The sequence below is a fragment of the Flavobacterium sp. GNP001 genome, from assembly GCF_054343775.1.
Genome location: NZ_JBTGUX010000001.1, coordinates 1,328,131 through 1,344,286 on the forward strand (window position 1 = coordinate 1,328,131; position 16,156 = coordinate 1,344,286).

Genomic DNA, 16,156 nt, shown 5'->3' on the forward strand with positions numbered 1-16,156 from the left:
GTGCAAATGTAAAAAATATTATCTACGCAATGCAATGCTTTTTTAGAAAAAAAATATTAAGATTTGTAATCTTCAAACGCTTCAAGAATTAATTCATTTTCAACTTCTTGATTTATTTTTATTACTCCTATGCCTTCAATTAGGGCAAACTGAATCGTTCCGTATTCATTTTTTTTGTCATGAATCAGTAACGCCAAGATAGGATCGATATCTTTTTCATCAAAAACAATAGCATCATAAATAGATTGAATGCAATTTTTAATTTCGATGTAGTCCTCCTCAGTTAGAAGTCCTTTTTTCATGGCAATGAAACTTTCTAAAATAATACCAACTGCAATTGCTTCGCCGTGTAAAAGTGTAGTTTTTTCGGTGCTTTCTAAAAAGTAACTTTCAATAGCGTGTCCAAGCGTATGTCCAAAATTAAGTGCTTTTCGGATGTTTTTTTCGGTTGGATCTTGCGTTACAATTTCATTTTTTATTTCTACCGATCTGTAAATAAGTGTATCAAAATCGGCATAATCTATTGCTGCTAGGTCTAAAAATTGATTCCAGTATTTTCTATCATAAATCAAACCATGTTTTAGCATTTCAGCCAAACCAGAGCGCATTTCAGTTTGCGGCACTGTTTCAAGATATTGCGTGTCAATTAATACCATCAGTGGAACGTTGATCACTCCAATCTGGTTTTTTAAATTACCTAAATCAACACCGTTTTTACCACCAACAGAGGCGTCAACCATTGATAATAAGGTTGTGGGAATATGAATAAAATCGATTCCTCTTTTGAAAGTACTGGCTACAAATCCGCCTAAATCAGTCACAACACCGCCGCCTAAATTGATAACCAAACTTTTCCTATCGGCACCAAGTTCAGTAAGTACATTCCAAATTTGTACACAGGTTTCAATGTTTTTATTTTCTTCGCCGGCTTCAAATGCTATAATTTCAATTGCTACATCGGTCTCTAATAAAGGTAAAAAATTAGGCAAGCAAAATTTATTTGTATTGTTATCAACGATAATGAAAATAGAGGAATAACTGTTGTTTTGTAGGTGAGTGTTTAGCGCTTGGTAAGCTTCTTCGTTGAAATGTATCGGGTAGTTGTTGGCTTGTATGGTCTGCATTGTAATACTTGTATTTGATGTGTTGAGATTGGATTAATCCGATGTCAAATGTATTAATTAATCAATTCTTATGCGGTTAAACAGCTAGAAAATTCACATTCATTGCATTTTTCTGTTTTTTAACCATTGTATTTAGTTAAATATTCAAAGTCTATTTATATTTGTATAAAATTTAAACAGATAATGAAAAAAATATTTGACAACACACAAGTTGCTTTTGCTTTAAAAAGCGATACCGAACTTGATCGCGCTTATTTTCTTTTTAAAATGATAGCTAATCAGCCTTTAGTGCGCATTGGTACTGCAGTGACAAACTTTGCTTTAAAAGCGAACCTACCTGTTGAGGGATTAATTCGTGCTACTGTTTTTGATCATTTTTGTGGTGGTGTCAATGAGGATGATTGTTTGTCTGTAGTAGATAAAATGTATACTAAAGGAGTTTCTTCGGTTTTAGATTATTCTGTGGAAGGAAAAGAAGAAGAGGATCAGTTTGATGCTGCTTTGCAAATGACCTTAAAAACTATTGAATTTGCTAAAGAACGTATGGCAATTCCTTTTGCTGTTTTTAAGCCAACTGGTTTTGGACGTTTCGAATTGTATGAAAAACTAGGAGAAAAACAAGCTTTGACTGCTGCCGAACAAGTAGAATGGGATCGAGTAGTGGAACGTTTTGATATTGTTTGTAAAGAAGCGCACCAAAAAAATGTAGCCTTACTTATTGATGGTGAAGAGAGTTGGATGCAAGATGCGGCTGATGATTTGGTTGCTTCTATGATGAGAAAATACAATAAGGAGAAAGCTATCGTTTTTAATACGCTACAAATGTACCGTTGGGATCGATTGGATTACTTGAAAAAATTACATGAACAAGCCAAAGCAGAAGGATTTTATATCGGAATGAAAATTGTTCGTGGTGCGTATATGGAAAAAGAAAATACACGTGCCGAAGAAAAAGGATATCCGAGTCCGATTTGTGCATCAAAAGAAGCTACTGATATTAATTACGATGCAGCTGTTGCTTATATGGTAGCGCATATTGATACGATGGCTATTTTTGCAGGAACTCACAACGAATTAAGTACCTATACTTTAATGGACTTAATGCAACAAAACGGTATGGCTACCAATGACAATCGCATTTGGTTCGGGCAATTGTACGGAATGAGTGATAACATTAGTTACAATTTGGCAAATGAAGGTTATAATGTGTCTAAATATTTGCCATTTGGACCTGTAAAAGATGTGATGCCGTACCTAATTCGTCGTGCTGAAGAAAACACTTCAGTAGCAGGTCAAACAAGTAGAGAACTTTCTATGATAAAAACAGAAAGAAATCGCAGAAAAGGGAAATAATTCTATTTAAAATAGGTTTAACAATTATAAAAAAAGCTCCAATAAAATTTTATTGGAGCTTTTTTGTTGTTCTCTTGTAGCTATTTTTTAGCTTGGTTTAGGAGTTGCTAAACTGCAAATTACTTAGGTTTTTATAAATCCCATTTTCTAATTCAATTAAATCTTGGTGCGTTCCTTGTTCCGCAATTCTACCATTGTCTAAAACTAAAATTTGATCAGCACTTCGAATGGTTGATAAACGGTGTGCAATGATTATGCTAGTGCGACCTTCCATTAAAATTTCTAGCGCTTCTTGTACCAATTTTTCACTTTCACTATCTAATGAAGATGTAGCTTCGTCTAGAATTAAAATACTAGGATTTTTAAGCAAAGCGCGTGCAATGGCAATACGTTGTCTTTGCCCTCCTGATAGTTTAATACCACGCTCACCAACTACGGTTTCGAATTTTTCAGGGAAACTCTCGATGAAGTGATACGCATTAGCTTGTTTGGCTGCGAGTAGAATTTCTTCGTCTGTAGCATTTGGTTTACCGTAAGCAATATTTTCTTTTATGGTTCCGCCAAAAAGAATAACATCTTGAGGAACAATACTCATATTTCCGCGTAGATTTTCCAAATCAAAGTCGTAAATATTTTTACCATCAATTTGAATTTCGCCTGTATCAATATTGTAAAAACGAAGTAGGAGCGAAGCAATTGTTGATTTTCCGGTACCACTTGGCCCAACAATTGCAATTTTTTGACCAAAATTAGCCGTGAAACTAACGTCTTTTAAAACCTGTATCTCTTTTCTAGATGGATAACTGAAAGCAACATTCTTGAAGCTTACATTGCCTTGTATTTTTTCAAGTGGTAATGTTGTGCCATTAGCATTAATTTTCTCAGGTGTTTCATCAAGTAATTCAAAAACACGTTCGGTAGCGCCAATTGCCTTTTGAATTTGTGCATACAACTCGGCAATTCCGCCAAAAGATGCGCCAACAAATGTGGAATACAACACAAACGATATTAATTGACCAACGCTCATTTCGCCGCTAATACTCAATTGTACTCCGTACCAAACTACTGCTACGATTGCTCCAAACAAACAAAAAATGATAAAAGAGGCAAAGTAACCTCGGTATTTCCCACCTTTTATGGCAATGCTTACAACTTCTTTAATTTTGCCGTTGTAACGCGCTATTTCGTACCATTCATTTGCAAAAGCTTTAACTATAGAAATTCCTTGCATGGTTTCTTCAACGACTACTTGGCTTTCGGCTACTTTATCTTGTACGCTTTTAGAATATTTTCGAATAAATCGACCAAAAATTACGGCAGCAACAGCTACTAATGGCACTACAGATAACATTAATAAGGTGAGTTTGATACTTTCATTTGCTAAAAGTAAAACGCCTCCAATAATTAAAATAAATTGTCTTAAAAATTCTGCAATGGTTGATGTTAGTGTATCTTGAATTTGAGTGATGTCAGAGCTAATGCGACTGTTTAATTCACCAACTCGTTTTTGCGAGAAAAACGACATGGGTAATTTTACCAAGTTAGAATACAATGAAAGTCGGAGATTGGCCAATGTGTTCTCTGTAAAATTCACGAAAAGATACAATCTGAAAAAAGAACAGATCGATTGTAAAAAAAGAATTAACACCAAACCGCCTGCAATATAGTTGGCTTGTTGGTTGTCTTTGTTTTTTACGCAATCAATCAACATTCCCATCAATTTTGGAAAAGCTAAGGCCGTAGCGCCTGTAAAAAGCAGGAATACAAGGCCAACATAAAATTTCCAACGATGATTGCCTGCGAATTGAAATATAACGGTTGCTTTTTGAAGTGAAGTAGCTGTAATTTTTGATTTTGGTAAATCGTTTTCTTTGAATCGAGCCATTATTTTTTGTTTATGTTACAAATGTATGACTATAAGAATGCAATTCAAAAAAATAGTTTAAAATCCCAGTGATGGTAAAGTGTTCGTAGTGAATGGGGTACAATAAATGAGTGAATTTTTATCAATTTATTTTAAAAAAACGCTTGCAAATACAGAATCTAGGTGTATATTTGCACTCGCAATCAGGTAATGAAAAAAGCCTAATTGAGTAGGGCGATTAGCTCAGCTGGTTCAGAGCACCTCGTTTACACCGAGGGGGTCGGGGGTTCGAACCCCTCATCGCCCACAAAATTACACCTTCAAAGTCAATTGATTTTGGAGGTTTTTTTTTGGGAAATTTTCTCTTTAAATTATTCTAATAAAAAATAAGTTTCGACAATTTCAGGTAAAAAAAAACCTCGCTAGTCAAAGACAGCGAGGTTCGTTTTTAGGAAATAAAAACTATTTTTTTGATTCTTCAACAGAAACTTTTCTAAACTCTTTTAAAAGTTTTTCTAGCTCTAAAGTAGATTTACGAGCTCTTGGTCCCGCAGCTTTAATACCTTTTTCAATTAGTGATTCAGATTCTGTTTTGAATGTTTCGAACTCAGCATTGATTTTTGCAACTAAATCTTTCATAATAATACTATATTAAATTAGGTCGCAAAAATAGAATTTTAGTCGGTAGTCAGAAATAAAATGTTGTTAAAGTTACTCTTACAAATCAGATTTTGTGACCAGAAATCGATAACCATTTTTAAACTAGTGATTTAAAAAAATCTTAATCTTGTTTGTATTGCTTAGAATCGAGTAGAAATTATAGTTTTTAATGTGCTTTTATGGCCTAAAAATAACAAATAAAGACAAATAATAACTGTTTACTAAGTGTCTTATGCTTAATTTACAATATTACATTTAGTTCGATAGAGCCCTTTCCTCAGTTAAAAGTTCAAATGTACTTGTCATTTTTTCTTCACCATTTATTTGTACCGAAAGTTTTTGCGTTCCCGGATAAAATTTTCGTGTGGTTATAATTTTAAAACTTTGTTTTCGAACAATTGTCATTGTTTGATTTGGCTCAATAATTCGTTCGGTAATTTTAAAAACTTTTTTTGAAAGTTGCTGGTTTTGTCTCAAATAATAAATAGCGTATTCTAAACGTACTGTTTGAGTATCATTACTATGGTTACAAACCGAAAATGAAAATTCTAAGTGATTTCCAATAGCGACTTTTTGGTTATGAATACGAAAGTCAGATACTGATATTTGTGATGCATCAAGACCAAAAAGCTTTAAAATGGCTTCATTTCCTTGTTTTAAAAGTGTTCGGCAACCATGCTTAATTATTCCATCAGTTTCTTTTGAAATTCCTTTCCAGTTTTTTGCAATTTCAATACAAATTTCAGGATTGTCTTTCGCAATATCATTTAGATTGTTGGCAACACTTCTTCGGACATATTCAGACGGATCAGTGTTCAATTGATGAAGAATCGGTAAAATTGGTTCAGGATTTTTCTTGAGTTTTGGCAATGCAGTTGCCCAAGGAAGTCGAGGTCTACAACCCTCAGAAGCCAATCGCCTAACATGGTGGTTTGATGACTGCGACCATTGCTGCATTATTGCAATAGTTTTGTCAAAATCATTATTTAAAAATTCACGAATTGCAAATTCTGACGATCCAAATTGAGTGTAATAGGACAAGGCTTCCATTGCAATTTCAAAATCATTCAGACCAAATTGTCCCACATAATCTGGAAAAATAAGCGTGGTATAGCCTGTAGGCATGTTCGGGATTACTTCATTTAAAATTTTTATAGCTTCTTTAAATTCAGAAGGGAGATTACCTTTTAGGACTTGTGTTGTATGGCGTAAGCGTTGATTTAGAGATCTATTTTCGATGCCCTCAGTCACTTCAACTAAAAATTGCTTTTCATTAAATTGTGGATGAATCGTATTAATTTGGGTTGCTAAAAGTTGATAGAATTTTAGATTAAACATTTCTTTCAATTCGGCTGCCATACAATGCTATTTGTAAAAATTAGTAACTTCAAAGATAGTATTAAATAAAATTAAGTTGTTCGGAATTCCATGGATCAATTTGATTGTCGCTTCCAAACTTTGACCAACTCATACCATAAAACAGAAACAGCTCCAACTCCAATAGCAATAGATAATTGTTTTAAATTGAGGTGTTCTAATTGAAAAAATTGAGTAAGTGGTTTTAAATAAAGAATCAAAGCGGTAAGTGCAATGGTAAGGCCGATAATAATGAAAACCAAATTATTCTTATATCGTAAGGTGGTAAAAATGGAATAATAAAACGAGCGGTTAATTAAGGTTAAAAATACATTTGAAGTAATTAAAACCAAGAAAACCATTGTTCGAGTTACGTTTTCATTAAACGATTGGTAAACTGAAAATTGATATACTGATAACGATCCTACAGTGATAATTAATCCTTGAACGATACTAGTATAAAGTTCTTTCCAGCTAAAGAAGGTAGTTGTAAATGGTCTGGGTTTTTGTGACATCGTATTCTTTTCCATGGGTTCATTTTCATATACAATTGAGCAAGTTGGCCCCATTACTAATTCTAAAAAAATGATATGAATAGGCGAGAAAATATTAGGGTACAACCAGCCGAATGCCAAAGGGATAAATACGGTAAAAATGATGGGAATATGAATGGAAATTATAAACTGTATTGCTTTTTTTAGGTTAGCAAATATCTTTCTGCCCATTGCAATCGCAGTTACCATTTTTGCTAAGTCATCGTTTATCAAAATAAGTGAAGCGGCTTGCTTTGCAATTTCGGTACCTTTTTTACCCATTGCAATACCGATATGAGCCGCTTTTAAGGCGGGTCCGTCGTTGACACCGTCACCAGTCATGGTTACAATTTCTTTATTTGATTTAAGGGCGTTGATGATTTTTAGTTTAGCCTCGGGAAACATTCGAGTGAACAAATTGATTTCTGAAACTTGTTTTTTGAGTTCTTTTGTTGATAGTTGCATTAATTCGTCGCCCGAAATACTTTTTTCATATCCGATAAAACCAATCTGTTTTGCAATCGATGCGGTAGTTTCAGCATTATCACCGGTAATAATTTTTACTTGAATTCCAGCTTTGTAAAAATGTTGTAAAACCAGATGGCTATTTTTCTTGGGCGGATCATAAAAAGCTACTAGTCCTATGAATTCAAATTGAAATTCTTGTTGGGTTTTGGGATAATTTTTTCCTTTAAAAATTGCTTTTCCAACGCCTAAAATCCGATACCCTTCGGTTGATAATACCTTTATTGCATCTAAGATTGTCGTTTTTTCATCTTTTGAAAGTTTTGAAATAGCCATGATTGCCTCCGAACCGCCTTTGGCAGCAATAATTCTTTCTCCGCTTTTGTTTTCAAAAATATGAGTCATCATGGGAGGTTTACCTGATAACGGATATTCGTGAATCAATTTAAAATCAGGTTTTTCATCTTTTGAAACAACTTTAGAATAAATTTCGTGTAGTGCAATTTCCATGGGATCAAAAGGAACGGGCTCACTTGCCCACATCGAGATCGAAATTAATTCTCTGTCATCTTTTGATAATTCATTTTGTACATCAGTAATCTTTTGAGATTTGAGCGTAAAAATTTTTGCCAGACTCATTTTATTCTCGGTAATCGTTCCTGTTTTGTCAATGCAAATTACAGTAGCGCCCCCCAAGGTTTCAACGGTTTTCATTTGTTTGACGATAATTCCATGTTCCATCATCCGCCATGCACCTAGCGCCATAAAAGTGGTAAAGGCAATTGGAATTTCTTCGGGTAAAACACTCATTGCAAGGGTTAATGCTTTGAGTAAACTGTCTAAAATATTATGAGAATTATAAAAGTTAATCATCCAGACAATCACAAAAATAACAGCACCTGCGATAGCCATTTTTTTTACAAAATTGCCAATTTGAATTTCTAAGGGAGTTTTTTCTTCTTCAATTTGCTCTAAACTTTTGCCTATTTTACCTAATTTGGTATCACCGCCTATGGCTGTAATGGTTGCTACAGCTAATCCGCTAGCTACTGTTGTTCCTTGATAAATAGTTTTGTCTTTGGTCGAATTGTCTTTGCTAACCGCCATTGATTCTCCCGTAAGGATCGATTCGTTTACAGAAAAATCAGCAGCATATTCGATTATTCCATCGGCTGCAATGGCGTTTCCTTCTTCAATTAGCAAACTGTCACCTACGACTAGTTCTTCTGTTTTAATTTCCTTGACGCTATTGTTTCGAATAACTTTGCATTTGGGTTTTGTAAAATCTTTCAATTTTTCTAAAGCGTTGTGGCTTCTCGCTTTTTGATAAGATGAAATAACAGCAATTAAAACAATAGCTGAGGCTAAAAAGATGCCATCTGAAATTTTTCCGCTGATAAAATAGATGCTCGAGGCTGCCATTAGCAAAAGCGTCATCGGATCTTTAACAATTTGGATTAAGCCTTTTAAGAAGTGATTGTTTTTTTTAAAGGTAGTTTTGTTTTGACCGTATTTATTCCTCGCAGTAAAAACTTGTGCTGAAGATAAACCTGCAATGTTATTGTATTTATTGGCTGGCATATGGTAAAATTTACTGTATTTGCAGAATTGATGATCTATTTTTTTAGAACAACTACAATTTTATCTCACAATTTTTGAAGTTTATTGCTGATTTATAAAGTTTCATCATTGGTTTTATTTAACTGCTGCCATTTTGATTGATCTAAGTTTAGGGTGTCAATATCTGTTGTCCATTCTATGCAGGGTAAAATAGAATGTACTTGTATAACCCGTTTTGTATGACTAAACGAAAAACGATCGGTACGAAATTGTAAATTTATGGTTTTGTTTTGATCGCTTTTATTTTGATACAAAATGGCTTGGGTTTTCCAATCGGCGCTCCAAGTTAAAAAAGCTTTGCTTGCAATAACAATTCCTATTACTATAAAAGTAAGCATTTTAGACCAGCTAGTTTGTAATTTGTTAAAAAAATGTGCTACGATAAAAACGAATGATGTTGCTGCAATGAGATCAAAAAAGTAGTGTACTCGGTAATCTGTAATGTGAAGATTGGTATACCGATTGAGTAGTACGATTGCGCTTGAAAAAACAAAAACGAAGTACAACAATACACGAGAGTTTTTCATTTAAATATTTTTTGCTTTTGATGTGCTAACATGCAACATAAAATTCGCTGTATCTGTATCCGCTGATGTGCCATAACCATCAACGAGAGTCCCTTTTTCACCAGTAATGCCCTCAATGGCATACAAAATGGAACTATCATCAGGATTCGATTCGCCTTCAAAACGATAAAAATGTTTAATCGTAACTTCCTCAGGCAAAAAATGGGTGTTTGTTTTTAACGAAACTAAGTTGTTACCTGTTACCTCAAATTGGGATCGAAAACCTAATGCTTCTACTTTAACTAAGACAGTCACGAGACTATCCATATTTACTTTTTCCATAATACTGTTTTTAATGAAAACTTTTATGTTATACTTATTTACCAAAGAGTACGCGTGTCCTTGCAAAAATGGTAGGTTTGAATCCGGGCTGCAATGCGATCAATAATAGTGCTTTGTTCTTCGAGTTGCACTTCAAATAATTTGCACTGTGCTATATTGTAAGGATCTAAATTGTGTACATCAGTTTGTTGATGGTACAGTGCTTTTTCTTCTTCTAGAATGGTTGCTAATTCATGAATAACAATTTCTCGATTCGCTACTTTTTTGTTTCTAGCTGTTTCCATTTTTGACCAACTCTTTTAATGGTTAAATAAAAGAGCAAATATGCTGCAATTGGGTTACACTCGTAATGACTTTAAACATATAAAACTATGATTTATATTACATTTGTTATTATTTAAAGAGATTTAGGCAATACAAATACAACCTGGTTTTTGGTAACCTCTGAATCTTCAAACGAATTGAAATTTTCAATTGTGATGCGCGCTATGGCATGTAAGGCTTCTTTGGTAAAAAATGCTTGATGTGGTGTAATTAGAACATTATTAAAAGACTTTAGGCGCTCTATTTGATCGTCAAGTACCACAACATTCGATAAATCTTTAAAAAAAAGCTGCTCTTCGCCCTCGTAAACATCAATACCTAAATATCCAAGTTGCGCTTTTTTCAAAGCTTGTATCACATCGGCAGTATTTAGTATTGCGCCACGACTTGTATTTATAAGCATTACTCCTTTTTTTACTTTTGAAAAAGCAGCCGTATTAAACAAATACTTTGTTTTACTATTCAAAGGACAATGAACCGAAATGATATCCGATTGCTCCAAAAGGGTCTCGAACGAAACATACTGAACACCTTTGTCCTTTAACTCTTTAGACTCCATGATATCATTAGCAATAAGTTTACAGCCAAAGCCTAACATTATATTACAAAATGCAGTACCTATTTTGCCTGTTCCTACTACGCCAATTGTTTTACCAAATAAATTAAAACCCATTAAATTTTGAAGTAAAAAGTTGTTCTCGCGTACTCTGTTGTAGGCTTTGTGCGTTTTTCTATTTAATGTTAAAATTAGTGCAACAGCATGTTCTGCTATAGCTTCGGGCGAATAGGCAGGTATGCGCAGCACTTTCATTTTGTGTTTTGCTGCTGTTTCTATATCTACATTGTCATAGCCTGCGCTTCGAAGTGCAATATATTTTACGCCCGCTTTCGCAAGTTGATGAATTACATTGGTATCTAGCTTATCTGTTAATTGAATACACACCGCATCAAAATCCTTTACAGTCGCAACTGTTTTTGCATTTAGCGGTATTTCGAAATAGGTCAGTTGGTGTTTGGCAGTTTTATTGTATAAATCTAAATATTCACGTTCGTAATATTTAGTGCTATAGATCGCTATTTTCATTTTGATTTTGTTTAGGTATTAAATTGTGATAGGCAAAACGGCTGCGTCTTTTGCATTCCTTAGGGCAGTATTTTTCAATATAAACCAAACCGAATAGCTTATGGGAATTGTAAAAAAACACCAAACAGAGATAAGATAGTTTTGATAAAAAAACATACCAATGCAATAAGAAAAAAAGATCATCACACCCAAAACTCGCATTAGTTTAATGTGTGAAATAAAGCAAGGAACAATTGTAGCGGTTCCGTATAAAATTGATCCTAAAAGCCTGAAATCTTCGGGATAAGGTTGAATATAAAGGATAGACGATTCGTATATTTGTGCATGAACACTGTAATTACAGAGGCAGTGTGCTAAAAAGCAGGATACTATCAAACCAATTCCCACAAGAATTCCTAAAATTATTTTCCGAATTTTATGTTTTTCTAAAAATAAAATGGCTATCGGAATATACAGTGGCCATACAACTTGTGTAAAATTGAGGTGAAAAAAAACAGTACATTTTTGAAGTAAGTGTAAATTAGAAAAGGGTAGTACCAACCAAAGAACTCCTTCGCAGAATTGCTGAATGCATAATACTATAGGAATTGTAGCAAATAATACTTGCGATTGATGTTGTACTTTTTTTAATGAAAAAACACCAAAAAGAAGCAAAACGAAGCTTAATCCGAAACTAACAAACGCGTATAAAAACATAGACTTAATTTATTGTTTGCTTTCCGTTGATGTTATGCTAAAAAAAACTCCCCGATAAATTCCAGAAACTTTCGGGAAGTTAGCACAGTCTTTGGTTTGTTAGAGATGAGTATTTCTTGCGGAATACATTTTTATACCCTCTAATTCTTTAATTAGAACTGTTTTTTACGACGGTCCGCCATCTTTAATTAATTGCTAGGAACGGCAGAGTCTATTTGTTTTTTAGGTACTACTTTTTTAGCTGTTGCTGTTTGTTTTTGCTCTTTTTTTACAATGTCCTTTTTTGATTTTTTTGCGACAACATCCATTTTTTTTGTGATTGTTTTAGCCATCTTTTTAGCAGTAGCATCAATCTTTTTCATCATCTTTTTGGCAGTAGTATTCATAATTGCTGCTGCTGCTAATGCCGATGTTATTTCGGCTGTCATTTTTTTTGAGTTTGCTTTCATGATTGTTGTTTGTTTGTGATTAATTTTTTTTACGCTCGCATCGATAGCATTAGTTCATCTTTCATTTTTGGTGTACTTTTTACCACAGTAATGCAACACTTAAAAAAAATGATGCTAATGAATAATCTTTAAAATTTTACTTTTGGTCATGTTTACAAGGTGTTTTTTATTATCGATTTCTTCTTTGTAAGTTGCTATGGTGAGTCGTGCCATCAAGTAACTCACAGTTGATTCGGCACCTTGATTCAAATTAATATAATCTTCTTCTAAGCCATCATAACATCCGCCTGTACACGGATTGTACATAATTTGGTGTAGATGATTGTTCCCCAAAAACCAACTAAAAGCAGTTTCCATTTTTTGTAAATAGCCGTTGCTTTTAAATGTTTCGTAAAATTTAGCAAGTGCCAAGATGGTATAGGCTACATCAATAGGTTGTTCGCCACCTATAGCTGTGTTTTCTGCTTTGTGGCTGTGCAACCAACCTTTATTAGAAATTACTTTGATACTATTTTTAGTTATTGTTTTTGATACTAAAAAGTCGAAAGATGTTTTTGCTGTATCTTTATAAATTAATTCTCCAGTTGCTAAGTAGGCGCAAAGTAGTGCTTCAGGAAGTATACTGTTGCCATAGGTTAAATAGCTTTCGAACCAAGACCAATCTTCTTTCGATTCGTGTTTGTACATTTGAACCAAACGGTTGGCTAACACTTTTAAAATAGCTGTATTTTTAAAATTCATCTCATTTTTAGTGCTATAATAAATGCCTTTAATGATGAACGCCATTGCTCGAGTAGAGTGTATTTTTGTAGCAACGTCAATAGCATTTTGCATGGTTTTCTTGGCCTCAATAAGCAATGTACTCGGAATCAAATCCTGCATTGAAATCAAAAATCCTAATGCCCAAATAGCTCTTCCGTTTGAATCTTCTAAATTTTCATCGTTTTGAGTAGTGAATTCTTTATTTTCATTTACATAATTCAAAAAAGTTCCGTCTTTTTGTTGACAAAAATCTATAAACTGGTAATATTGAGTGATGTACTTCAAGTCAGTTTTATCCATTGTTAATCGATAATGCTGGCAAAAAGCCACTAGCGCTCTAGAATTGTCATCTAAAGTGTAACCGCTATTTAAATCAGGTTTATTTATTACTGAAAATTGAATCATAGCAAAAGGCGTAGTCATATTTTTCAGGTGTTCCAAATTGATGGTAGGGATTTTATATTGCAATCGTGATTTGGTATGAATCAATCTTGACACCAACAAAGTATGTGCTATTGCAGCGTTTTCCCAAGCAGTTGGCGCCATTTTGTGAATGCCTGCGCTTGAAATTTCGTTTCGTAATGTCGTATTGCCCAATAAAATTGCTGCTTGCTTTTGCAGTTGTGCTGAATTTTCGAAATCGATAATGATTCCGCCTCCATCTTGTAGCAGTTCAAACGCATGCGGAATTGGTGTGGAGATAACAGGACAACCGCAACTAATAGCATACGAAAAGGTGCCACTCACTGCTTGATTAGGATCTTTTGAAGTAAATAAATAAATATCTGTCAGTTGCAAATAGTCTAATAATTCAGCAAGAGGCAAGTAGCTGTTTATGAATTTTACATGCGCTTGAATTCCCAAGTCTTCAATTTTTTGTTCTAAACTCTTGCGGTAGGCTTCACCTTCTTCTTTTACAACCGTGGGATGTGTTTTGCCTATAATAAGAAAAAGTAGCGACGGATTTTTTTCTACCAAAAAAGGTACTGCATTTAGAGTCGTTTCAATTGATTTCCCTGAGCTTAATAAACCGAATGTTGAAATTATTTTTCTACCTGACAAGTTGTATTTGTCTTTCAAAATTTCTTTGTCAGCATGTTTTACCAAGTGTGTACCGTGCGGAATTACTGTAATTTTGTTTTTCGCAATTCCGTAGTTGTTCTCTAACAGTGCTGCTGAAGCATTGGTCATCACAATAAAAAAATGGACTAGCGCCTCCATTTCGGCAATGTTTTGTTTCAAAAGCACTTCGGGATTTGGCAGTACGGTATGAAAAACTAGGATAATGGGTTTGCGAATTGTTTTCAAAAACAGAATGAAATCGGCTTCATTGTTTTTAAACAAGCCAAATTCATGTTGCACAATGACTACTTCTATAGTTTTACTTTCGTTGACATTTTGAGCTAGTTTTTGGTAAGAAACAGGATTAGTAGTTTCTAAAACATAGCTGACCTCCGCAGGATATTCGTGCTTGTGATGTTGCGTTTCGAGTGCTGCAATTTGAATATCGAAAGTGTTTTTGAATTTGTTGTTTATCGATCCAATTAAATCTTGGGAATAGGTAGCTATACCGCATTCGCGAGGCGGATAAGTGGTAATAAATAAAACTTTTGGTATTTTCTTTTTTTCAAGAATTGGCTTTGCTTGTAAACCAAAAGATTTTCTATTATTGTCTGAATAGATATTGTTTCTATTGGTTTTGATTTTATTTATCATCTTGAATAGTATAAAGTAATAGTTCGTTGATTAATCCTGATAATGATACTGATGCGCAGGCAATACGCTCATCAGCAGCTCCGTAATAGATATACAAAATGTCGTCAAAAACTGCCGCTCCTGTTGGAAAACAAACATTATTGACTTCACCTTTGAGTTCCCATTCTACCTGAGGAAAGAATAGCGGGTAAGGCAGGCGAGCAATCTCGATTTTAGGATTCTCTAAATCAAGTAATGCGGCACAGGCGGAATAGATATAGCCATTGATTCCATCTTTTACGCCGTGGTAAATGATTAACCAACCTTGAGGGGTTTCAATAGGGGGACAGCCGCCGCCTACATAACTTACTTCGTGATCAAATTTGGAACTAAGTACTACACAATCATCAAAATGTTTTAAATATTCTTGATAGAAGGTAGCGGTTAAATCTTCTAAATTATCAACACCAACCACAATTTGAATATCTGGTTTAATGCGGTGTAAGAAATTAAATTTGCCCTCAATTTTTCTCGGAAAAAAAATAACGTTTTTATCCCAAACCAGTGATTTCTCTTTATCTGATTCTAAAATACCGATGTGTTCGTTGTAACGAAAGTATTTGGTATTAATAGGACTTGTATTTTCTGCTAAAAGATCGAATTCGGCATAGGTTATTTGCGGAACTATAACTCCTTTTTTTTCAAAATGAATTAAATCTTTAGAAACTGCAAGACAACCCAATGCATTTACACCATCAAAACCGGTGTAGGTTAGGTAGTAAGTATCTTCAATTTTTACAATTCGAGGATCTTCTAAACCATGACTTTCATAGTCAAATTCAGGAATTAACAAGGCAGTTTTGTTCCTTTTCACCATTGATAAAGGACCTTCTAATTGACAATATCCAACGGTAGAATGATTGCCAATTCTTACGGCGCGATATAAAATATGTACAAAATTACCTTCTCTAATCGCTGCGGGATTCAGCACACCTTCATTTTCAAAAGGCAATGAGGTTTTGTTTAATATGATCCCTTCTTTTTTGACTTGTATCATTTGCTTTGTAAAAAAGGGTACTTCCCCGATGATAATTGATTTTTTTTCGTTTTAAATTGAACTTAAGGTTTCATGTTTAAAGAACTAACAGACTTTTGTTTACTAGTTTTTTAAACAATGATGATTCATCAATTGCATTCACAATTTTTGTCTTGATACGAACAGAGGTTGTTCGCAGCTTTTAGCTTTTTAATTTTTTTTCCCAATGTGTTCATCAAAATTGTGGTTGTCATTGAGGTCAATATGATGGCATAAAAAAGTACTTT

The 16,156-nt window shown here is 34.0% G+C and carries 14 protein-coding genes and 1 tRNA gene; 2 read left to right on the forward strand and 13 right to left on the reverse strand.

Features of this window, described 5'->3' with window-relative positions; genetic code table 11:
- Positions 1–56 precede the first annotated feature (56 nt).
- The gene (gene aroB / locus ACXX8U_RS05635) at positions 57–1,124 is read right to left on the reverse strand and encodes a 3-dehydroquinate synthase (protein WP_458564991.1); all 1,068 of its coding nucleotides are present in this window, start codon (positions 1,122–1,124) and stop codon (positions 57–59) included.
- Between the two features lie 183 nt (positions 1,125–1,307).
- Between aroB and ACXX8U_RS05640 the strand changes: the two genes are divergently transcribed.
- On the forward strand, positions 1,308–2,477 hold the full coding sequence (locus ACXX8U_RS05640; RefSeq protein ID WP_458564992.1) for a proline dehydrogenase family protein: 1,170 nt from the start codon (positions 1,308–1,310) through the stop codon (positions 2,475–2,477).
- A 97-nt stretch (positions 2,478–2,574) separates the two neighbouring features.
- Here ACXX8U_RS05640 and ACXX8U_RS05645 read toward each other — a convergent pair whose 3' ends face one another.
- Positions 2,575–4,362, reverse strand: a complete 1,788-nt coding sequence (locus tag ACXX8U_RS05645) for an ABC transporter ATP-binding protein (RefSeq protein WP_458564993.1) — start codon at positions 4,360–4,362, stop codon at positions 2,575–2,577.
- A gap of 211 nt (positions 4,363–4,573) precedes the next feature.
- Here ACXX8U_RS05645 and ACXX8U_RS05650 point away from each other — a divergent pair.
- Positions 4,574–4,648: transfer RNA gene (locus ACXX8U_RS05650), tRNA-Val, on the forward strand.
- Positions 4,649–4,803: 155 nt separating this feature from the next.
- Here the strand turns inward: ACXX8U_RS05650 and ACXX8U_RS05655 are convergent.
- The 11 genes from ACXX8U_RS05655 to ACXX8U_RS05705 form a co-directional block, all read right to left on the reverse strand.
- The gene (locus ACXX8U_RS05655; RefSeq protein WP_166134531.1) at positions 4,804–4,980 is read right to left on the reverse strand and encodes a BF3379 family histone-like protein; all 177 of its coding nucleotides are present in this window, start codon (positions 4,978–4,980) and stop codon (positions 4,804–4,806) included.
- Between the two features lie 276 nt (positions 4,981–5,256).
- On the reverse strand, positions 5,257–6,360 hold the full coding sequence (locus tag ACXX8U_RS05660; protein WP_458564994.1) for a DNA alkylation repair protein: 1,104 nt from the start codon (positions 6,358–6,360) through the stop codon (positions 5,257–5,259).
- 74 nt (positions 6,361–6,434) lie between these two features.
- Positions 6,435–8,936, reverse strand: coding sequence for a cation-translocating P-type ATPase (locus ACXX8U_RS05665; protein ID WP_458564995.1), 2,502 nt, complete (start codon positions 8,934–8,936; stop codon positions 6,435–6,437).
- A 92-nt stretch (positions 8,937–9,028) separates the two neighbouring features.
- Positions 9,029–9,502, reverse strand: a complete 474-nt coding sequence (locus ACXX8U_RS05670; protein WP_458564996.1) for a hypothetical protein — start codon at positions 9,500–9,502, stop codon at positions 9,029–9,031.
- The gene (locus tag ACXX8U_RS05675; RefSeq protein WP_458564997.1) at positions 9,503–9,823 is read right to left on the reverse strand and encodes a hypothetical protein; all 321 of its coding nucleotides are present in this window, start codon (positions 9,821–9,823) and stop codon (positions 9,503–9,505) included.
- Between the two features lie 38 nt (positions 9,824–9,861).
- Complete coding sequence (locus tag ACXX8U_RS05680; RefSeq protein ID WP_458564998.1) at positions 9,862–10,107, reverse strand: hypothetical protein; 246 nt, start codon at positions 10,105–10,107, stop codon at positions 9,862–9,864.
- A gap of 113 nt (positions 10,108–10,220) precedes the next feature.
- Positions 10,221–11,231 (reverse strand): 2-hydroxyacid dehydrogenase, encoded by a 1,011-nt coding sequence (locus ACXX8U_RS05685; RefSeq protein ID WP_458564999.1) that lies wholly within the window; start codon positions 11,229–11,231, stop codon positions 10,221–10,223.
- A gap of 18 nt (positions 11,232–11,249) precedes the next feature.
- The gene (locus tag ACXX8U_RS05690; protein ID WP_458565000.1) at positions 11,250–11,927 is read right to left on the reverse strand and encodes a DUF6629 family protein; all 678 of its coding nucleotides are present in this window, start codon (positions 11,925–11,927) and stop codon (positions 11,250–11,252) included.
- A 188-nt stretch (positions 11,928–12,115) separates the two neighbouring features.
- On the reverse strand, positions 12,116–12,376 hold the full coding sequence (locus ACXX8U_RS05695) for a hypothetical protein (protein WP_458565001.1): 261 nt from the start codon (positions 12,374–12,376) through the stop codon (positions 12,116–12,118).
- A gap of 114 nt (positions 12,377–12,490) precedes the next feature.
- Positions 12,491–14,854 carry a glycosyltransferase gene (locus ACXX8U_RS05700; protein WP_458565002.1) on the reverse strand — a complete coding sequence of 788 codons (2,364 nt, stop codon included), beginning with the start codon at positions 14,852–14,854 and terminating at the stop codon, positions 12,491–12,493.
- Complete coding sequence (locus ACXX8U_RS05705; RefSeq protein WP_458565003.1) at positions 14,844–15,890, reverse strand: glycoside hydrolase family 130 protein; 1,047 nt, start codon at positions 15,888–15,890, stop codon at positions 14,844–14,846. The genes ACXX8U_RS05700 and ACXX8U_RS05705 overlap by 11 nt, the downstream gene beginning before the upstream one ends.
- Positions 15,891–16,156: the final 266 nt, after the last annotated feature.